General features: G+C 61.8%; 15 protein-coding genes and 1 tRNA gene. 14 read left to right on the top strand and 2 right to left on the bottom strand.

Features of this window, described 5'->3' with window-relative positions:
• Positions 1–81 precede the first annotated feature (81 nt).
• The 9 genes from AC1DJW_RS01750 (at position 82) to rplL (ending at position 6,605) form a co-directional block, all read left to right on the top strand.
• Positions 82–154 (top strand) — tRNA-Trp (locus tag AC1DJW_RS01750).
• Positions 155–235: 81 nt separating this feature from the next.
• Entirely contained in the window at positions 236–517 is a 282-nt protein-coding gene (secE, locus tag AC1DJW_RS01745) for a preprotein translocase subunit SecE (RefSeq protein ID WP_284755079.1), read from the top strand.
• A 114-nt stretch (positions 518–631) separates the two neighbouring features.
• On the top strand, positions 632–1,471 hold the full coding sequence (gene nusG, locus AC1DJW_RS01740; protein ID WP_476900568.1) for a transcription termination/antitermination protein NusG: 840 nt from the start codon (positions 632–634) through the stop codon (positions 1,469–1,471).
• Between the two features lie 129 nt (positions 1,472–1,600).
• Positions 1,601–2,032: a 50S ribosomal protein L11 gene (gene rplK, locus AC1DJW_RS01735; RefSeq protein ID WP_018773647.1), complete on the top strand. Its 432-nt coding sequence runs from the start codon at positions 1,601–1,603 to the stop codon at positions 2,030–2,032.
• Positions 2,033–2,206: 174 nt separating this feature from the next.
• The gene (gene rplA / locus AC1DJW_RS01730) at positions 2,207–2,914 is read left to right on the top strand and encodes a 50S ribosomal protein L1 (protein WP_028265118.1); all 708 of its coding nucleotides are present in this window, start codon (positions 2,207–2,209) and stop codon (positions 2,912–2,914) included.
• A gap of 112 nt (positions 2,915–3,026) precedes the next feature.
• The gene (locus AC1DJW_RS01725) at positions 3,027–4,115 is read left to right on the top strand and encodes a GNAT family N-acetyltransferase (protein WP_476900567.1); all 1,089 of its coding nucleotides are present in this window, start codon (positions 3,027–3,029) and stop codon (positions 4,113–4,115) included.
• The gene (locus tag AC1DJW_RS01720) at positions 4,094–5,245 is read left to right on the top strand and encodes a GNAT family N-acetyltransferase (RefSeq protein WP_390278680.1); all 1,152 of its coding nucleotides are present in this window, start codon (positions 4,094–4,096) and stop codon (positions 5,243–5,245) included. The genes AC1DJW_RS01725 and AC1DJW_RS01720 overlap by 22 nt, the downstream gene beginning before the upstream one ends.
• Before the next feature lie 301 nt (positions 5,246–5,546).
• The gene (gene rplJ / locus AC1DJW_RS01715; protein WP_284755094.1) at positions 5,547–6,152 is read left to right on the top strand and encodes a 50S ribosomal protein L10; all 606 of its coding nucleotides are present in this window, start codon (positions 5,547–5,549) and stop codon (positions 6,150–6,152) included.
• Positions 6,153–6,227: 75 nt separating this feature from the next.
• Positions 6,228–6,605 carry a 50S ribosomal protein L7/L12 gene (gene rplL / locus AC1DJW_RS01710; RefSeq protein ID WP_284755095.1) on the top strand — a complete coding sequence of 126 codons (378 nt, stop codon included), beginning with the start codon at positions 6,228–6,230 and terminating at the stop codon, positions 6,603–6,605.
• Positions 6,606–6,729: 124 nt separating this feature from the next.
• Here rplL and AC1DJW_RS01705 read toward each other — a convergent pair whose 3' ends face one another.
• Both AC1DJW_RS01705 and AC1DJW_RS01700 read right to left on the bottom strand, forming a co-directional pair.
• Positions 6,730–7,197 (bottom strand): aminoacyl-tRNA deacylase, encoded by a 468-nt coding sequence (locus AC1DJW_RS01705; RefSeq protein WP_284755096.1) that lies wholly within the window; start codon positions 7,195–7,197, stop codon positions 6,730–6,732.
• 52 nt (positions 7,198–7,249) lie between these two features.
• The gene (locus AC1DJW_RS01700; RefSeq protein WP_284755097.1) at positions 7,250–8,461 is read right to left on the bottom strand and encodes an acetyl-CoA C-acetyltransferase; all 1,212 of its coding nucleotides are present in this window, start codon (positions 8,459–8,461) and stop codon (positions 7,250–7,252) included.
• Between the two features lie 409 nt (positions 8,462–8,870).
• Here AC1DJW_RS01700 and rpoB point away from each other — a divergent pair, with 409 nt between their 5' ends.
• From rpoB to fusA, 5 genes are all read left to right on the top strand, one after another.
• Positions 8,871–12,377: a DNA-directed RNA polymerase subunit beta gene (gene rpoB / locus AC1DJW_RS01695; protein WP_284755098.1), complete on the top strand. Its 3,507-nt coding sequence runs from the start codon at positions 8,871–8,873 to the stop codon at positions 12,375–12,377.
• A 103-nt stretch (positions 12,378–12,480) separates the two neighbouring features.
• Positions 12,481–16,380 (top strand): DNA-directed RNA polymerase subunit beta', encoded by a 3,900-nt coding sequence (locus tag AC1DJW_RS01690; RefSeq protein WP_284755100.1) that lies wholly within the window; start codon positions 12,481–12,483, stop codon positions 16,378–16,380.
• Positions 16,381–16,826: 446 nt separating this feature from the next.
• Entirely contained in the window at positions 16,827–17,201 is a 375-nt protein-coding gene (gene rpsL / locus AC1DJW_RS01685) for a 30S ribosomal protein S12 (RefSeq protein ID WP_009358312.1), read from the top strand.
• Position 17,202: 1 nt separating this feature from the next.
• Positions 17,203–17,673, top strand: coding sequence for a 30S ribosomal protein S7 (gene rpsG / locus AC1DJW_RS01680; protein WP_059387355.1), 471 nt, complete (start codon positions 17,203–17,205; stop codon positions 17,671–17,673).
• A gap of 68 nt (positions 17,674–17,741) precedes the next feature.
• On the top strand, positions 17,742–19,856 hold the full coding sequence (fusA, locus tag AC1DJW_RS01675; RefSeq protein WP_476900566.1) for an elongation factor G: 2,115 nt from the start codon (positions 17,742–17,744) through the stop codon (positions 19,854–19,856).
• Positions 19,857–20,057 lie beyond the last annotated feature (201 nt).

Genomic DNA, 20,057 nt, shown 5'->3' with positions numbered 1-20,057 from the left:
CCCCAGATTGGCTCGGAATCTCGTGTTCTTCGGGATTTCTTGGCATTGATGGAGTGTGGCTAAAATATGGATTCGTTCCATAGGGTAGTGGCGCAATTGGTAGCGCAGCGGTCTCCAAAACCGCAGGTTGCAGGTTCGAGTCCTGTCTGCCCTGCGCAAGCTGTTCCGGGGTTTCCTCGGAACAAGCGCAGCAACCATGGCTCTGATCAGAGTCGGGTCAACGACGTTTGCATAGATGAGTGAGGAACAGGTGACCGAAACAGCTGCGAGCAGCTCGAAGGGCCGCCCTGCCAAGAAGTCCGATTCCGGTCTCTTCGCTCGAATCGCACTTTTTGTCCGCCAGGTAATTGGTGAGCTCAAGAAGGTCGTTGCCCCCACCCGCAAGGAACTGGTCAACTACACAGTTGTGGTGCTGGTGTTCGTGGCCATCATGATGCTTGTCGTCACCATCCTGGACCTGGCTTTCGGTACGGGAATCAAATGGGTTTTCGGCGCTACTGGCACCACGAACCACTAAGCGGATCGCTCCGCAAACCGCGCGGAATCCCCGGAAAATCAAGGGATTTCGTAGGGTTTGCGGAATTGAGCCATTTAAATAGGCATGTTAGGCAATGAGGAAGCAGGAGACCAAGTGTCTGAGCAGGAGCTCGAGGTAACTGAGACTGAGCTGGATGGGCCCGCTGAAAGCACGGCCCACGCCACGGCTGACGCTGTGGAAGGATCCGAGGTCGATTCTGCTGCGCCCGAAACTGCCGACGTCGACGACGCCGACCAGGATGAGTCCGACGACGACGAGTCTGCCGACGACGAGTCTGACGACGCCGAGTCCGGCGCCGACGCCTTGGCCGCCGCTGCAGCCGTAGCGCCCGCCGACCCCGCTGAGGAGTTCAAGGCCAAGCTTCGCCGCCAGGAGGGTGACTGGTACGTCATCCACTCCTACGCCGGTTACGAAAACCGCGTCAAGGCCAACCTTGAGACCCGCATCCAGACCCTGGACATGGAAGATTACATCTTCGAGATCCAGGTGCCCATGGAGGAAGTCGTTGAGATCAAGAACGCCCAGCGCAAGATCATCAACCGCGTACGCATCCCGGGTTACGTCCTCGTCCGTATGGACCTGACCGACGCATCCTGGGGCGCCGTCCGCCACACTCCGGGTGTCACTGGCTTCGTGGGCAACGCACACAACCCGGTCCCGCTTCGCCTTGACGAGGTCTTCTCCATGCTGGCTCCAGTCTTCGAAGAGCAGCAGGCCGAAAAGGGCAAGCCGGTCAACAAGCAGCACCAGACGCCCGTCGACATCGACTTCGAGGTCGGAGAGTCCGTCATCGTCAAGGAAGGTCCGTTCGAGACCCTTCCCGCCACGATCTCCGAGATCAAGATGGATTCCCAGACGCTTGTGGTGCTGGTGTCGATCTTCGAACGCGAAACCCCGGTTACGCTCGCATTCAACCAGGTCACCAAGATCTAGTTGATCCAAGAATTTCGCCCCGTGGTTGCCCGCTTAGCAACCACGGAGCGGTCGGTCGCCTTGCCATGGCGGCCACAAACCTGAGGCACGCTCCTGTGTCCTAGGAAGTTATTGAGAGAAGGACCTACATTGGCTCCCAAGAAGAAGGTCACCGGCCTCATCAAGCTGCAGATCCAGGCAGGTGCCGCCAACCCGGCCCCGCCGATCGGTCCTGCGCTTGGCCAGCACGGTGTCAACATCATGGAATTCTGCAAGGCGTACAACGCTGCAACGGAAGCCCAGCGCGGAAACGTTATCCCGGTTGAAATCACGGTCTACGAAGACCGCTCTTTCACCTTCATCACCAAGACCCCGCCGGCTGCAGAGCTCATCAAGAAGGCTGCAGGCGTTGCAAAGGGTTCGGCCACGCCGCACACCGTCAAGGTTGCCAAGCTGACCCAGGCACAGGTTAACGAGATCGCCACCACCAAGATGGAAGACCTCAACGCCACCAGCCTTGAGGGCGCTGCCAAGATCATCGCCGGCACCGCACGCTCCATGGGTATCACCGTCGAGGGTTAATTCCCCTCACCGCTTCATGGCGTCTGTTTTGGGAAACTGACGACGCCGGGTAGCACCGCCGGGAAACCGGCACCATTGAAATATTGAAAATGTTGGAGATCCACGCCGGATGTCCGACTGTGGCAGGGCCCAGCGCGGTCCGCAGACCACAACTGCACAAGGAGAATAAGCAGCATGGCAAAGCGCAGCAAAGCATATGAGGCAGCCGCAGCCAAGATCGAGGCGGACAAGTTCTACGCCCCGTTCGAGGCCATCAAGCTCGCCAAGGACACCAACCCGTCCAAGTTCGACGCCACCGTTGAGGTTGCTTTCCGTTTGGGCGTTGACCCGCGTAAGGCCGACCAGATGGTCCGCGGCACCGTGAACCTGCCGCACGGCACGGGTAAGACTGCCCGCGTCCTCGTTTTCGCAACGGGCGACAAGGCTGAAGCAGCAATCGCTGCAGGCGCCGACTTCGTTGGCTCCGATGACCTGATCGAAAAGATCGCAGCCGGCTGGACCGACTTCGACGCCGCAGTGGCAACCCCTGACCTCATGGGCAAGGTTGGCCGTCTCGGTAAGGTCCTCGGCCCGCGTAACCTCATGCCGAACCCGAAGACCGGTACCGTGACCGCTGACGTCACCAAGGCTGTCAACGACATCAAGGGCGGCAAGATCGACTTCCGCGTCGACAAGCACTCGAACCTGCACTTCATCATCGGCAAGGTTTCCTTCGACGAGCTGAAGCTGGCCGAGAACTACGCAGCCGCTCTGGAAGAGGTTCTTCGCCTGAAGCCGTCCGCTTCCAAGGGCCGCTACATCCAGAAGGCTACGGTCGCCACCACGTTCGGTCCGGGCATCTCCGTTGACCCGAACGTCACCAAGGTTCTCACCGAGGCGTAAGCCACCGGGAGCATCGACTCTGAAAGGACCGTCCGGCATTCGCCGGGCGGTCCTTTCGTTGTATGCAAACGGGCACCTATCGCGGCTGGCGAGCGCTGATTAGGCTGAGGGCATGACAGGCCAAGTTCCGGATTTCAGCATCCACGAGCTCCATCTGCCGGAGTCCATGGATGGGCCGGACGGCAAGGATTTCCGGGAGCTCTCATCCGTGATGGACGCCATGGTGCTGGAAACCTGGGGAAACCTGGAGCGGGCGTCCTCGGCGCAGACCCGGCTCGCCGGATGGCGCGATACTCCATACGAGGTATCGAGGAACTTCTTTGCCCGGGTTGACGGAAGCATCGTCGGCCACGCTTCCTGCAGCGTTCCGCTCAAGGACAATGTCCATACCGCGTGGATCCACGTAGATGTGCTGGAGGGGTGCCGCCGGCATGGAATCGGAACCGCATTGCTCCGCACCGTAGAAGGGATCGCGGCGGCCCAGGGGAGGCGCGTCCTGCAGGCGCACACCGAACACCCGATCGGCTTCGCACGAGCACGAGCAGGCGCGGAGGGAGTACCCGGGGGAGTACCCGACGATGGTCCGGGAGCAGCCTTCTGCCTCAAGCATGGATACACCTTGGAACAGGCCAGCAGATTCAGCACGCTGGACATGGACCATAACGCGGAATGGGCACGACTCGAGCTTGCGGCGCATTCCAAAGCAGACGCCGAATACGGGGTCCTTGCCTGGACGAACCGTTGCCCCGGAGAATACGTGGACCACATGGCCGGGCTGATGGGCCGGATGAGCACGGATACCCCGGCGGGAGGCCTGGAGATCGAGGCGGAGGCCTGGGATGCAGCCCGCGTCAGGCAACTCGAGGACACCACGCTAGCCGAAGGACAGACTGCCCTTGTGGCCGCCGCGCAACATCGGCGGACGGGGGAGCTCGTTGCGTACACCGTGATCTACCTTGATCCCGCGAAGGCTGGGGTGGCCGAGCAGGACGACACTTTGGTGGCAAAGCCGCATCGGGGCCATGGACTGGGGATGCTCGTTAAACTGGCCAATCTGCGCAGGCTGCAGACGGAATATCCGGCCGTCGGGCGCGTCATGACTTTTAACGCCGAGGAAAACGAACATATGCTGTCCATCAACGTACAGCTCGGCTTCAAACCGGCGGGATACGACGGCGAATGGCAAAAGAGGATCAAATGACGAGCACGGTGGAGATCGGCCAACTCTGGATCCCGGATTCCCTTGACGCCGACGACGCAAAGGATTTCCTGGCCGCCGTCGAAGTCAGCCGCAGGGTCCGCATGCAGATCTGGGGTACGGACGATCTGGCCTACACCCCGCTGGAGAAACTGCTCGAACTCGGCGATCCTTACGAACGCCAGGTTATTCTCGTGGCCCGCGTTGATGGCCGCATTGTCGGTACCGTAGACATCGCGCTTCCCCTTGCCGACAACATGGACCTGGCCGAGTTCACCCTGGACATCCTTCCTGAATTCCAGCGCAGGGGCGTCGGCCGGCAACTTCTGGAAGCTGCCGAGCACTTCGCCAGAAGCGAGGGCCGGACGATGATCATGGTGGACACCAACCACCCTGCGGAGTCGCTTCGCGGTGGTGCTGAAGGGCAGCTCGTGCCTGGAAGCGGACTGGGCTTCGTTCCCTTGGCCAGCCGCGAGGTCGACTTTGCCCGTCGTACCGGCTACACCCTCCAGCACATCGAACAGTTCAGTTCCTGCGCGCTTCCGCTGGATTCAAAGCTCGTCGCTGAGCTTGAAGCCGAAGCGGAAGACGCGAACGCCGGCCGCTACCGTCTCCACCACTGGACCGACCGCTGCCCCCAACAATGGCTCGAAGCTGTGGCCGCACTGGAGAACGCGGCCGGGGAAGTGGTGTCCGAGGGCAATGAGGCCGCAGAAGCCGAACAGCAGCAACTAGTGTTCGACGCCGGTGTGTTGCGTCAGGCGGAAGACGCCGCCGTTGCGCAGGGACGCCGAACGGTGGTCACCGCCGTCGAGCACGTCGCCAGCGGGCGGATCGTCGGACTCACCACGATCGGCGTCCTGGCGCAACGTCAGGATGTCGTCTTCCAAGACGACACGATCGTCCTGCAGGAGCACCGCGGAAACAAGCTCGGGCTCCTCATCAAGGTGGCCAATATGCAGCGCCTCAGCGAACAGTTCCCCGACGCCCGGGTGATCTACACCTGGAATGCCCCCGAAAACCGGTACCTGCTGACGGTGAACAAGCAATTGGGATTCACCACGGCCGGGGTCACGGGGTTGTGGCAGAAGGAGCTGCCGAACATGGGGCCGAGGGTTACCTCCTCCGAGTAGGTTGCGCGATTTGGCGATGCACTTGCCCGTCCCGTAAGCTTGAACTACCAAAGACCGTCGGTTGATGGGAATCCACTCCTCCGGGCACAGCTCAACTCTGTAGCTACGCGCGGAAGAACCAAGTGGTTTCCTAGACGAAGGACCCTGACAAAGGGCGGCCGGCGCAGGTGAACGAAGCAAATCTCCATGATCATTGGATCGTGTTGAGCCAAGCCCCGTGCATCTGCGCGGGGCGTTTTTTAGTTGCAGCTCTTTTGAGCGGGGACCCGGAAAACCGGCTTTATTCCCCGGAAGGAGGGTTATGGCAACGCCTAGCAAGATCTCTGCAGTAGCTGAGATCACCAACGATTTCAAGGAATCGAACGCCGCTGTCCTGACCGAATACCGCGGGCTCTCTGTTGCACAGCTCAAGCAGCTGCGCGTTTCTCTCGGCCTGGACACCAAGTTCTCGGTCGTCAAGAACACCCTGACCGCCATTGCAGCCAAGGAAGCTGGTGTCGAAGCATTCGACGGTCAGCTCGCCGGCCCCACTGCAATTGCATTCATCAAGGGTGACGCGGTTGCTGCCGCCAAGAGCCTGACGGACTTTGCCAAGGTCAACAAGCAGCTGATCATCAAGACCGGCTACTTCGAAGGCAAGGCACTGAACGCAGCAGAGGTTGCCGCACTGGCAGCCCTCGAGTCCCGTGAGCTGCAGCTCGCCAAGGTTGCAGGCGTCCTCAAGGCACCTGCTGCCGCTGCTGCACGCATCATTGACGCTCTGCGCCTCAAGCTTGAAGAAGAGGGCGGCGCTGTAGCACCGGCCGCTGAAGAAGCACCGGCTGCCGAAGAGGCTCCCGCCGAGGCTGCTGCAGAAGAGGCTGCCGCTCCGGCTGAAGCCGCTGAAGCAGCAACCGAAGAGAACTAAGTTCTCCCCATTCAAACTGCGGTGCAGTAACGGACAACGTCCGTAGCGGCACCACCTATAGGAAGGACGCCAAACATGGCGAAGCTCAGCAACGAAGAGCTCATTGAAGCTTTCAAGGAACTGACCATCATCGAGCTCTCCGAGTTCGTCAAGCTCTTCGAAGAGACCTTCGAAGTTACTGCTGCTGCTGTTGCAGTTGCAGGCCCGGCTGGTGCCGGCGCTGGCGAAGAAGTTGAAGAGAAGACCGAATTCGATGTCGTCCTCGAAGCTGCCGGTGACAAGAAGATCGCAGTGATCAAGGAAGTTCGCGCCATCACCTCCCTCGGCCTCAAGGAAGCCAAGGACCTGGTTGACGGTGCACCGAAGGCTGTTCTCGAAGGCGCCACCAAGGAAGCCGCCGAGAAGGCCAAGGAGCAGCTCGAAGCTGCCGGCGCCACGGTTACTGTCAAGTAACTCGCCTTTTCGGGAAGCCCCGTCCGGATTCGTCCGGGCGGGGCTTCCTGCATTTAAAAGGAACGCGGGGTCACTTACGGCCCATCCAGCAGCACCCAATGGGCCGTAAGTGACCCCGCGTTGCTTAGAGGGGGTCGCTGATGTCGGCCACGATCGCGCCCAAGGCCTCAGTGAGGGAATCCGCTTTCACGAAGGCGCTGAATCCGTGTTCGCCCGCTCCCATGGAGATCCTGCGTCCGGCGATGCTGGCATCCGCATAGACCGGCCAGGGCTTCGAACTTCCCAGCGGCGTGATGGTGCCGCGCTCATAGCCGGTTGCCTCGAAAGCGATGTCGGCCGAGGGCATCGACAGTTTGTTGACGCCCAGGAGGGCGCGCAGCTTGGGCCAGGAGATCTGCCGGTCACCCGGAACCAGCGCAAACAGGAACGAGCCGTCCCGGTGCTTGACCACAAGGGACTTCACGATGTCCGCCGGTGTGATCCCCATGATGCGGGCCGCTTCCTCAAGGCTGCCTGCCGCCGCCCGCTCTACGAGTTGGACGTCGAGTCCGCGGGCGGCCGCGTCGGCCAGGAATCGCTCAGTGCCCCGCATTCATGCTCCATTTCCGTTCATGGCCACTTCCGCCGCCGAAATCGCCGAGTATCTAGTCGCGGTAGAGCAGCAGTGCTTCACCTTGGCCGCCGCCACCACAGAGGGCGACGGCCGCTTTACCCTTCCCACGGCGTTTCAGCTCGTGGGCCGCGTGGAGGGCAAGGCGCGCTCCTGAGGCACCGATCGGGTGTCCAATCGCAATTGCTCCGCCGTGGACATTGCACTTCTCCAAGGGATAGTCCAGGTCCTTCAAGGACTGCACCGCAACCGAACCGAAGGCTTCGTTGATCTCGATGAAGTCCAGATCGGCGGTGGTCCACCCGGCGCGGTCCAGGGCGTGCCGTATCGCGTTCGAGGGCTGCGAATGCAGGCTGTTGTCGGGTCCCGCTACCTGGCCGGGCTTGCCGACGACGGCAAGGTAGTCAAGGCCGTTCGCCTCGGCGAAGCGGCGGCTCGTGAGCACGAGTGCGGAGGCGCCGTCGGACAGGGGAGAGGAGTTGCCAGCGGTGATGGTTCCATCGGTGGCAAAGGCGCCCTTCAAGGGGGCCAGGGTCTCGAGCGTGGTCTGGGGGCGGACGCCTTCGTCGCTTGTCAGCACCAGGGGTTCTCCCTTGCGTTGCTTGACGCTGATGGGTGTGATCTCGCCGTCGAACACTCCTTGCTCCGCGGCCGCGGCCGCACGCTGGTGCGAAGCGGCGGCCACTTCATCCTGGGACCGGCGGTCGATGCCGAGCGAGAGGTTCTTGATCTCGGTGGACAGGCCCATTGACTGGCCATCAAAGGCATCGGTGAGGCCGTCGTGGGCCGCGACGTCGAGGGCCTGGATCGCCCCGTAGCTCCACCCTTGCCGGGAACCGGGGAGCAAGTGCGGAGCGCGGCTCATCGATTCCTGGCCACCGGCGACCACGACGGCGGCGTCGCCGCTGCGGATCATTCGCGCGGCATCGATCACGGCAGTCAGTCCGGAGAGGCAGACTTTGTTGATGGTGACGGCCGGGATGTTCCAGCCGATGCCGGCGGCGATGGCGCTTTGCCGGGCCGGATTCTGGCCGGCGCCCGCCTGCAGGACCTGTCCCATGATCACTGCGTCCACTTTGTCCGCGGTGAGTCCGCTCGCCGAAATGGCGCCTGCAATGGCGTGAGCACCGAGCTCGACGGCGGTGAGCCCGGCCAGTTGCCCGTTCAACCGTCCCTGTGGGGTACGGCTGGCGGAAAGGATGACAACGTCGTTGTTGTTGTCCGTTGTGTCTGAGGGGGTGCTCATTTTCTCTCTTCCGATCAAGGGTGGTGAGCCTAGGCTACCGTGGCGCCCATCACCTCTCCATTCAACAATGGAGCCCGGATCAACATTCCGCCCACGCCATCAAGGGGCCGGCCCGCATAGGTGCCTGCAGCAACGGTGCTTGCATTCAGGCGAGATGTGGGGTAGACAGGTGGGTTGATTTGCCGTATTGTGGATATTTGCGTCTTCCCTGTTAACCTTCAGCCTTCATATAGCGGTGGGCTTTACCTCTCAGCTGCGCCATCGACGTGCCGTTTAGAACGAGCATGGTCTTGGTCAGCCGGGGTCCCGGGTCATATAGCGGAACCGGAAAGGTACACTGCGGATTCAATCTGCAGGGTGCAAGCGGGGGAGATCTGAAAACGCCTGAAGGTCTGTGGAAGGATCCCTCTTGGTCGCCTCGAGCACCTCTAATAACGAAACCGCTAATACGGCAAGCACCGATGGTGCAACTCGCCGGCTCTCATTCGCAAAGATTCACGAACCGCTGGACGTTCCGAATCTGCTCGCACTGCAGACAGACAGCTTTGACTGGCTGGTCGGAAACGAACGCTGGCAGGCGCGGGTAGCGAAGGCTGTCGAGGAAGGCGACCTGAGCGTCGCCACCACCTCCGGACTTGCCGACATCTTCGAAGAGATCTCCCCCATCGAGGACTTCCAGGGCACTATGTCCCTGAGCTTCTCCGAGCCGGAGTTCGCTGATCCGAAGTACACCATGGCCGAATGCAAAGACCGTGACGCCACTTACTCGGCACCGCTGTATGTCAAGGCCGAGTTCATGAACAACAACACGGGCGAAATCAAGCAGCAGACCGTGTTCATGGGCGATTTCCCTCTCATGACCGAGAAGGGAACGTTCGTTGTCAACGGCACCGAGCGTGTCGTCGTCTCCCAGCTGGTCCGTTCGCCGGGCGCCTACTTTGAGCGCACCGCTGACAAGACCAGCGACAAGGACATCTTCACTGCGAAGATCATCCCGTCCCGCGGTGCGTGGTTCGAACTCGAAATCGACAAGCGCGACCAGGTCGGCGTACGCCTTGACCGCAAGCGCAAGCAGTCGGTCACCGTTCTGCTGAAGGCCCTTGGTTGGACCGAAGGCCAGATCCTCGAAGAGTTCGGCCAGTACGACTCCATGCGCGCAACGCTGGAGAAGGACGCCACTGAAACCCGCGAAGACGCCTTGCTGGACATCTACCGCAAGCTGCGTCCGGGCGAGCCGCCCACTGTCGAGGCTGCCCAGTCCCTGCTGGACAACCTGTACTTCAACGCCAAGCGCTACGATCTGGCCAAGGTTGGCCGTTACAAGATCAACCGCAAGCTCGGCATCGACCGCTCCCTTGGCGACAAGGAAGCTTCGGTCCTGCACGTTGAAGACATCGTGGCCATGATCAAGTTCCTCGTCGCGCTTCACGCCGGCGAGAAGACCCTCATGGGCAAGCGCGATGGCGAAGACCACGAGCTCCGCGTCGAGATCGATGACATCGACCACTTCGGCAACCGTCGCATCCGTGCCGTCGGCGAACTGATCGAAAACCAGGTCCGCACCGGCCTGTCCCGTATGGAACGCGTTGTTCGCGAACGCATGACCACGCAGGACGTCGAAGCCATCACGCCGCAGACCCTGATCAACATCCGCCCGGTTGTGGCAGCCATCAAGGAGTTCTTCGGAACGTCCCAGCTGTCCCAGTTCATGGACCAGAACAATCCGCTCTCGGGTCTGACCCACAAGCGCCGCCTGTCGGCTCTTGGCCCGGGTGGTCTGTCCCGTGACCGCGCAGGCATGGAAGTCCGAGACGTTCACCCGTCCCACTACGGACGTATGTGCCCCATCGAAACTCCTGAAGGCCCGAACATCGGCCTGATCGGTTCGCTGGCTTCCTACGGCCGCATCAACCCGTTCGGTTTCATCGAGACTCCGTACCGCCTGGTGTCCGAGGGCGTCGTTTCCGATGAGGTCCAGTACCTCACCGCGGACGACGAAGCCGAAGTCCTGATTGCACAGGCCAACGCGCCGCTGGATGCCGACAAGAAGTTCGCGGAAGAAACCGTGCTTGTCCGTGCCCGTGGTGGTGGAGGCGAGCCCGTTCTGGTTCCGGCCGGCGAAGTTCAGTTCATGGACGTCTCCCCGCGCCAGATGGTGTCCGTAGCTACCGCTCTGATTCCGTTCCTTGAGCATGACGATGCAAACCGCGCACTCATGGGTGCCAACATGCAGCGCCAGGCTGTGCCGCTGGTCCGTTCCGAGGCTCCGTTCGTGGGTACCGGCATGGAGCGCGCTGCCGCCGTCGACGCCGGTGACGTTGTCATCGCGAAGAAGGCCGGTGTCGTCAACGAAGTTTCCGCTGACCTCGTCACCATGCTCAACGACGACGGCACGGAAACCAGCTACCGCATCAACAAGTTCGCCCGTTCAAACCAGGGCAACTGCTACAACCACCGTGTCCTGGTCAACGAAGGCCAGCGCCTCGAAGTCGGCGGCATCATCGCTGACGGCCCGGCAACGGACCAAGGTGAACTGGCCCTCGGTAAGAACCTCCTCGTGGCATTCATGTCCTGGGAAGGCCACAACTTCGAGGACGCCATCATCCTGTCGCAGCGCATCGTCGCTGAGGACGTCCTTTCCTCCATCCACATCGAGGAGCACGAGATCGATGCCCGCGACACCAAGCTTGGTGCCGAGGAAATCACCCGTGACATCCCCAACGTGTCCGAGGAAGTCCTCGCAGGACTGGACGAGCGCGGCATCATCCACATCGGTGCCGAGGTTGAAGCCGGCGACATCCTGGTCGGAAAGGTCACCCCGAAGGGTGAAACCGAACTGACTCCGGAAGAGCGCCTCCTCCGTGCGATCTTCGGCGAGAAGTCCCGCGAAGTGCGTGACACCTCCCTGAAGGTTCCCCACGGCGAGTCCGGCACGGTCATCGGCGTGCGTGTCTTCGACCGCGACAACGACGACGAGCTGCCCCCGGGCGTCAACCAGCTGGTCCGCGTCTACGTTGCCGCCAAGCGCAAGATCACCGACGGCGACAAGCTCGCCGGCCGCCACGGTAACAAGGGCGTCATCTCCAAGATCCTCCCGATCGAAGACATGCCGTTCCTTGCTGACGGTACCCCTGTGGACATCGTCCTGAACCCCCTGGGTGTTCCGGGTCGTATGAACGTCGGCCAGGTGCTCGAAACGCACCTTGGTTGGGTTGCCAAGACCGGTTGGAAGATCGAAGGCGAGCCGGAGTGGGTCAAGAACCTTCCGAACCTGCCTCGTGAAACCGGCCAGACGACCGTTGCCACCCCGGTGTTCGACGGTGCACGCGAAGAGGAAATCACAGGTCTGCTGGATTCCACCAACGTGACCCGCGACGGTGACCGCCTGATCGACTCCTCCGGCAAGACCCGTCTGTTCGACGGCCGCTCCGGCGAGCCGTTCCCGGACCCGATCTCCGTGGGCTACATGTACATCCTGAAGCTCCACCACCTGGTGGACGACAAGATCCACGCACGCTCCACCGGCCCGTACTCCATGATCACGCAGCAGCCGCTGGGTGGTAAGGCACAGTTCGGTGGCCAGCGCTTCGGTGAAATGGAAGTGTGGGCGCTCGAAGCATACGGCGCTGCCTACACCCTCCAGGAACTGCTGACGATCAAGTCGGACGACATCCACGGCCGCGTGAAGGTCTACGAAGCCATCGTCAAGGGCGAGAACATCCCCGAGCCTGGCGTTCCGGAATCCTTCAAGGTCTTGATCAAGGAAATGCAGTCGCTGTGCCTGAACGTGGAAGTTCTTTCCACGGATGGTACGACGATCGAAATGCGTGACTCTGATGACGCAGTCTTTACGGCTGCGGAAGAACTGGGCATTGATCTGTCTCGCGCAGAGCCCAGCTCCGTAGAAGAGGTCTAAACAGCCGCTCTGGCTGGCGGTGCAGACCGCCAGCCAAGGCTGCTGCCTCTTTCCGTAAACCCAAGACTTCAGAATTTAGAGAACAAGAGAGAACAGGGACCATATGTCCAGCGAATCCTCCTTCGGCCTCATGCAGATCGGCCTCGCCACCGCGGAAGACATCCGCGGCTGGTCTTACGGTGAGGTCAAGAAGCCGGAAACCATCAACTACCGCACGCTCAAGCCCGAGAAGGACGGCCTCTTCTGCGAGAAGATCTTCGGCCCGTCCCGGGACTGGGAATGCTACTGCGGCAAGTACAAGCGCGTGCGCTTCAAGGGCATCATCTGCGAGCGGTGTGGCGTTGAAGTCACCCGCGCCAAGGTGCGCCGCGAGCGCATGGGCCACATTGAGCTGGCCGCTCCCGTCACGCACATCTGGTACTTCAAGGGTGTTCCCTCCCGTTTGGGCTACCTCCTTGACCTGGCACCGAAGGACCTCGAAAAGGTCATCTACTTCGCTGCCTACATGATCACGAGCGTCGACACCGAGAGCCGTCACGCAGAACTGCCGAACCTCCAGGTGGAGCACGACCTCGAGAAGAAGCAGCTCGTCGACAACCGCGACAGCGACATCGCCACGATTGCCCGCGACCTTGAGGATGAGCTTGCCCGCCTCGAAGGTGAAGGCGCCAAGGCTGCCGACAAGAAGAAGGCCCGCGACTCCGCGGACCGTCAGATGGCCAACGTCCGCAAGCGCGCGGATGCTGAGATCGAGCGCCTCGAGCAGGTCTGGGACCGTTTCAAGAACCTCAAGGTCGCCGACCTCGAAGGTGACGAAGGCCTGTACCGCGAACTGCGCGACCGCTACGGCATGTACTTCGAAGGCTCCATGGGTGCCGAAGCCATCAAGAAGCGTCTTGAGAACTTCGACATGCAGGCAGAGTCGGAGTCCCTGCGCGACACCATCCAGAACGGCAAGGGCCAGCGCAAGACGCGTGCCCTCAAGCGCCTGAAGGTTGTCAACGCATTCCTGACCACCAACAACAGCCCGCTCGGCATGGTGCTGGACGCCGTCCCGGTGATCCCGCCGGAACTGCGCCCGATGGTCCAGCTGGACGGTGGCCGCTTCGCGACCTCCGACCTCAACGACCTCTACCGCCGTGTGATCAACCGCAACAACCGACTCAAGCGACTGCTTGACCTCGGTGCGCCGGAGATCATCGTCAACAACGAGAAGCGCATGCTTCAGGAAGCTGTTGACAGCCTCTTCGACAACGGCCGTCGCGGCCGTCCCGTCACGGGTCCGGGCAACCGTCCGCTGAAGTCCCTGAGCGACATGCTCAAGGGCAAGCAGGGCCGTTTCCGCCAGAACCTGCTCGGCAAGCGCGTCGACTACTCCGGCCGTTCGGTCATCGTCGTCGGCCCGCAGCTGAAGCTGCACCAGTGTGGTCTGCCCAAGCAGATGGCCCTGGAGCTCTTCAAGCCGTTCGTGATGAAGCGACTGGTTGACCTCAACCACGCGCAAAACATCAAGTCGGCAAAGCGCATGGTCGAGCGTTACCGTCCGCAGGTCTGGGACGTGCTGGAAGAGATCATCACCGAACACCCGGTGTTGCTCAACCGTGCACCTACCCTGCACCGCCTCGGCATCCAGGCATTTGAACCGCAGCTTGTTGAAGGCAAGGCCATCCAGCTTCACCCGCTGGTTTGTGGCGCCTTCAACGCCGACTTCGACGGCGACCAGATGGCAGTCCACCTGCCGCTGAGCCCCGAAGCGCAGGCTGAAGCCCGCATCCTGATGCTGTCCTCCAACAACATCTTGAAGCCGTCCGATGGCCGTCCGGTGACCCTGCCTTCGCAGGACATGATCATCGGTCTGTACCACCTGACCACCAAGCGCGTTGGTTCCGCAGGCGAAGGCCGCATCTTCTCCTCGGTTTCGGAAGCCATCATGGCCTACGATGCCCGCGAGCTGCACCTGAACTCCCAGGTCAAGATCCGCCTTGAGGGCTTTGTTCCTTACGCCGGCTGGGAAGCTCCGGAAGGTTGGGAGCCGGGTCAGACCGCACTGGTCCAGACCTCCCTCGGCCAGGTTCTCTTCAACGAGACCCTGCCGGAGGACTACCCGTGGGTTGAGGCTGTTGCCGACAAGGGCGAGCTTTCCCGGATCGTCAACGACCTCGCAGAGCGCTACCCGAAGGTGGTCACGGCTGCAACGCTGGACAACCTGAAGGACGCCGGTTTCTACTGGGCGACCCGCTCGGGCGTCACCGTGGCAATCTCCGACATCGAGGTGCCCACCTCCAAGCCGGCCATCTTGGCCGGTTACGAGACCATGGCTGCCAAGATCCAGGGCCAGTACGACAAGGGCCTGATCGACGACGACGAGCGTCGCCAGGAACTGATCGAGATCTGGAACAAGGCCACCAACGAAATCGCCCAGGCGATGCGTGACAGCCTGTCCCCGATGAACACCATCAACCGCATGGTGTCCTCCGGTGCACGTGGTAACTGGATGCAGGTCCGCCAGATCGCGGGTATCCGTGGTCTTGTGGCCAACCCGAAGGGTGAGATCATCCCGCGTCCGATCAAGTCCTCGTACCGCGAGGGCCTGTCGGTGCTGGAATACTTCATCGCCACGCACGGTGCCCGTAAGGGTCTGGCTGACACCGCACTGCGTACCGCCAACTCGGGTTACCTGACCCGTCGTCTGGTGGACGTTTCGCAGGACGTCATCGTCCGTGAAGAGGACTGTGGCACCGAGCGTGGTCTCATGACCGCAATCGCCGTGCCGGACTCCAACGGTGAGCTGGTCCTTGACGAGAACGTCGAGAACAGCGCCTACGCACGTACCCTCGCCGTCGACGTCGTCGACTCCAAGGGTGCCGTGCTGGCAGCTGCCGGCACCGACTGCGGCGACGTCGTCATTGCCGAGCTGCTCGCGGCCGGCATCACCGAGGTCAAGGTCCGTTCCGTGCTCACGTGTGAGTCCAAGGTCGGCACCTGTGCGCTCTGCTACGGCCGTTCGCTGGCCACCGGCAAGACCGTGGACATCGGAGAGGCCGTCGGCATCATCGCCGCACAGTCCATCGGTGAACCCGGTACCCAGCTGACCATGCGTACGTTCCACACCGGTGGTGCTGTTTCCGCCAGCGGTGGCGACGACATCACCCAGGGTCTGCCCCGTATCCAGGAGCTCTTCGAAGCCCGTACTCCGAAGGGTGTTGCACCGATTGCTGAAGCAGCCGGCCGCATCGCCATCGAAGAGTCCGAGCGCCAGATGCGCCTCATCATCACCCCGGACGATGGTTCCGAGGAGATCGCCTACCCGGTGCTGCGCCGTTCCCGCCTCCTCATCGAGGATGGCGAGCACGTCAGCGTCGGCCAGAAGCTGATCAACGGTCCTGTGGACCCGAAGCAGGTTCTGCGCATCATGGGTCCGCGTGCCGCCCAGAAGTTCCTGGTGGACGAGGTCCAGGGCGTTTACCGCAGCCAGGGCATCGGCATCCACGACAAGCACGTGGAAGTCATCGTCCGTCAGATGCTGCGCCGTGTGACCGTCATCGAATCCGGCGACTCCGATCTGCTTCCGGGCGAGCTCGCTGAGCGCAGCCGCTTCGAAGACGAGAACCGTCGCGTGGTGTCCGAAGGCCGTACCCCGGCTTCCGGCCGTCCGGAACTGATGGGTATCACCAAGGCATCTCTGGCAACTGAGTCCTGGCTGTCGGCCGCTTCCTTCCAGGAGACCACCCGCGTTCTGACGCAGGCGGCCATGGAAGGCAAGAGCGACCCGCTGCTCGGCCTCAAGGAGAACGTCATCATCGGTAAGCTCATCCCGGCCGGTACGGGCCTGCCCCGTTACACCGAGGTCACCGTGGAGCCGACTGAAGAAGCAAAGGCAAGCCTGTTCACGGGCCCCAGCGCCTTCACCGACTTCTCGTATGACGCCCTGGGCGGCGACGGAGCTCCCGAGTTCCACGCCATCCCGCTGGATGACTACGATCTCGGCAACGACTTCCGCTAACGGGCACGGCGGGCCCTTTCGTGTCGCGTTCCGCGCCACGTAGGGAACCTGCCGCCCTGCCCTTAGTCTTCTAGTCAAGGTAAGGACCCCGTACTCACTGAGTGCGGGGTCCTTCCCGTTAGGGCCCGACGACGGCGGCCGGCACCCGCCATCGTGGTTCACCCCTCTACACCCGATTAATGCCTCAGATCAAGCCATGCTAGAATTTTGGTAATTGTTCTGTGTGGCAGTGGATGAAGGCCGCCGCAGCATCATTTCGGTTTTGTTCTCATGATGTTGGGTGGAGCCTGTTTCCGGGTTGCGGGCTACGTGCGCAACGAATGCCGCACTTTTGCACGCCCACCGGGTCTTCGGACCAGGGCCGCATGGACAACGCCAAAGCTCTCACGCAAACACAGGTCAACACCTGGGCGCGGAGCAGAGATCAACCAACGGAGAACACGAAAGTGCCTACGATTAACCAGCTGGTCCGCAAGGGCCGCACGCCGAAGGTCTCCAAGACCAAGGCTCCCGCGCTTAAGGGCAGCCCGATGCGCCGCGGTGTTTGCACCCGCGTTTACACGACCACCCCGAAGAAGCCGAACTCGGCTCTCCGTAAGGTTGCGCGTGTGCGCCTCAACGGTGGCGTTGAAGTTACCGCCTACATCCCCGGTGTTGGCCACAACCTCCAGGAGCACTCCATCGTGCTGGTCCGTGGTGGTCGTGTGAAGGACCTCCCGGGTGTCCGTTACAAGATCGTCCGTGGTGCCCTCGATACCCAGGGTGTCAAGAACCGCAAGCAGGCCCGCAGCCGCTACGGCGCAAAGATGGAGAAGAAGTAATATGCCTCGCAAGGGTCCGGCCCCGAAGCGGCCGCTAGTTTCCGATCCCGTTTACGGTTCCCCGTTGGTCACCCAGCTGATCAACAAGGTTCTGATCGACGGCAAGAAGTCCACCGCAGAGCGCATCGTTTACGGCGCCCTCGAAGGTGCACGCGCCAAGTCCGGTGGCGACCCCGTTGCCGCCCTCAAGAAGGCCATGGACAACGTCAAGCCTTCCCTCGAGGTCCGCTCCCGCCGTGTCGGTGGCGCAACCTACCAGGTTCCCGTTGAGGTCAAGCCGGGCCGCTCCACCGCCCTCGCTCTCCGCTGGCTGGTTGGCTACTCCAAGGCCCGCCGCGAGAAGACGATGACCGAGCGCCTCCAGAACGAAATCCTGGATGCGTCCAACGGTCTCGGTGCCGCTGTGAAGCGTCGCGAAGACACCCACAAGATGGCCGAGTCGAACAAGGCCTTCGCACACTACCGCTGGTAAATCTTCCCGTACGCCGCCGGCTCCCTGAGCCGGCGGCGAACGTGTAGTCCATCCGAAAGGGAGACACCGTGGCACAGGACGTGCTTACCGACCTTAGCAAGGTCCGCAACATCGGCATCATGGCCCACATCGATGCCGGCAAGACCACTACCACCGAGCGCATCCTGTTCTACACGGGTGTGAACCACAAGATCGGCGAAACGCACGACGGCGCTTCGACGACCGACTGGATGGAACAGGAAAAGGAACGCGGCATCACCATCACGTCTGCCGCCGTGACCTGTTTCTGGGACAAGAACCAGATCAACATCATTGACACCCCGGGCCACGTGGACTTCACGGTTGAGGTCGAGCGCTCGCTGCGCGTCCTCGACGGCGCCGTTGCTGTCTTCGATGGCAAGGAAGGCGTCGAGCCGCAGTCCGAGACTGTTTGGCGCCAGGCCGACAAGTACAACGTGCCGCGTATCTGCTTCGTCAACAAGATGGACAAGCTCGGCGCTGACTTCTACTTCACCGTAGACACCATCATCAGCCGCCTCGGCGCCAAGCCGCTGGTTCTCCAGCTGCCGATCGGTGCAGAGAACGACTTCATCGGCGTCGTGGATCTCCTTGAGATGCGCGCCCTGGTGTGGCCGGGCGATGCCAAGGGTGACGTCACCATGGGTGCCAAGTACGAGGTCCAGGAGATCCCCGCCGATCTCCAGGCCAAGGCTGAGGAATACCGTGCACAGCTCGTCGAGACTGTTGCCGAGGCTTCCGAAGAACTCATGGAGAAGTACCTCGACGGTGAAGAACTCACTGTCGAGGAGCTCAAGGCCGGCATCCGCAAGATGACCATCAACTCTGAGCTCTACCCGGTTCTCTGTGGTTCTGCCTTCAAGAACCGCGGCGTACAGCCGATGCTGGATGCTGTTGTTGACTTCCTGCCGAACCCGCTCGACGTCCCGCCCATGGTCGGTCACGACCCGCGCGACGAAGAGAAGGAGCTCACCCGCAAGCCTTCCGCCGACGAGCCGTTCTCGGCTCTTGCGTTCAAGATTGCGGCGCACCCGTTCTTCGGCCAGCTCACCTTCATCCGCGTGTACTCCGGTCACGTGGAAGCAGGCGCACAGGTGGTCAACTCCACCAAGGGCAAGAAGGAGCGCATCGGCAAGCTGTTCCAGATGCACGCCAACAAGGAAATGCCTGTTGAAGGCGCTACCGCTGGCCACATCTACGCAGCGATCGGTCTGAAGGACACCACCACGGGCGACACCCTGTGTGATGCGAACAACCAGATCGTCCTCGAGTCCATGAGCTTCCCGGAGCCTGTGATCTCGGTTGCCATCGAGCCGAACACCAAGGGTGACCAGGAGAAGCTCTCCACGGCCATCCAGAAGCTCTCCGCTGAGGACCCGACCTTCCAGGTCTCCCTCAACGAGGACACCGGTCAGACCATCATCGCCGGCATGGGCGAGCTCCACCTGGACATCCTGGTGGACCGCATGCGCCGCGAATTCAAGGTCGAGGCAAACGTCGGCAAGCCGCAGGTTGCTTACCGCGAAACCATCAAGCGCGCTGTAGAGCGTCACGACTACACGCACAAGAAGCAGACCGGTGGTTCGGGTCAGTTCGCAAAGATCCAGATCGCCATCGAGCCGATGGACACCGCCGACGGCGAGCTGTACGCGTTCGAGAACAAGGTCACCGGTGGCCGCGTGCCCCGCGAGTACATCCCGTCCGTTGACGCGGGCATCCAGGATGCACTCAACGACGGCGTTCTGGCCGGCTACCCGGTTGTCGGCATCAAGGCCACGCTGATTGACGGCGCGTACCACGATGTTGACTCCTCGGAAATGGCGTTCAAGATCGCCGGCCGTATGGCTTTCAAGGAAGCCGCACGCAAGGCGAACCCGGTTCTGCTCGAACCGCTGATGGATGTTGAGGTCCGCACCCCTGAGGAATACATGGGTGAAGTAATCGGTGACCTGAACTCCCGCCGTGGCCAGATGCAGTCCATGGAAGACGCCGCCGGCGTCAAGGTGATCCGTGCGCACGTTCCGCTGTCCGGCATGTTCGGCTACATCGGTGACCTGCGTTCGAAGACCCAGGGCCGTGCTGTGTACTCCATGACGTTCAACAGCTACGCCGAGGTCCCGAAGGCAGTTGCCGACGAGATCATCCAGAAGAACCGCGGCGAGTAATCACCGACGGATAAACCAGGATGCTGGCCCGTTCCGGGAAAGCATTCAGCGCAGGCGCCGGGCTGTAGCCCAGGCCGCAGTCCGGCCCCTGCGCGAACAGACTCCAGGTACCAACATTGGTCCCTGAATCTGCAATTTCACCAAATCCAAAGCCCCCAAGTAGACTTGCTGGAGTTTCTGCCGCGAAAAGCGCGGCCGAGG

It is taken from the genome of Arthrobacter sp. 05L417 (assembly GCF_056397865.1).
The sequence above is the reverse complement of the archived record's forward strand: the minus strand, read 5'-3'. Positions and strand labels throughout refer to the sequence as shown.

What these genes read in the sequence shown, in the direction of transcription:
- secE (WP_284755079.1), top strand. Translation starts at nt 236, where the DNA reads ATGAGTGAGGAACAGGTGACCGAAACAGCTGCGAGCAGCTCGAAGGGC.
- rplA (WP_028265118.1), top strand. Translation starts at nt 2,207, where the DNA reads ATGGCAAAGCGCAGCAAAGCATATGAGGCAGCCGCAGCCAAGATCGAG.
- AC1DJW_RS01725 (WP_476900567.1), top strand. Translation starts at nt 3,027, where the DNA reads ATGACAGGCCAAGTTCCGGATTTCAGCATCCACGAGCTCCATCTGCCG.
- AC1DJW_RS01720 (WP_390278680.1), top strand. Translation starts at nt 4,094, where the DNA reads ATGGCAAAAGAGGATCAAATGACGAGCACGGTGGAGATCGGCCAACTC.
- rplJ (WP_284755094.1), top strand. Translation starts at nt 5,547, where the DNA reads ATGGCAACGCCTAGCAAGATCTCTGCAGTAGCTGAGATCACCAACGAT.
- rplL (WP_284755095.1), top strand. Translation starts at nt 6,228, where the DNA reads ATGGCGAAGCTCAGCAACGAAGAGCTCATTGAAGCTTTCAAGGAACTG.
- AC1DJW_RS01705 (WP_284755096.1), bottom strand. Translation starts at nt 7,197, where the DNA reads ATGCGGGGCACTGAGCGATTCCTGGCCGACGCGGCCGCCCGCGGACTC.
- AC1DJW_RS01700 (WP_284755097.1), bottom strand. Translation starts at nt 8,461, where the DNA reads ATGAGCACCCCCTCAGACACAACGGACAACAACAACGACGTTGTCATC.
- AC1DJW_RS01690 (WP_284755100.1), top strand. Translation starts at nt 12,481, where the DNA reads ATGTCCAGCGAATCCTCCTTCGGCCTCATGCAGATCGGCCTCGCCACC.
- rpsG (WP_059387355.1), top strand. Translation starts at nt 17,203, where the DNA reads ATGCCTCGCAAGGGTCCGGCCCCGAAGCGGCCGCTAGTTTCCGATCCC.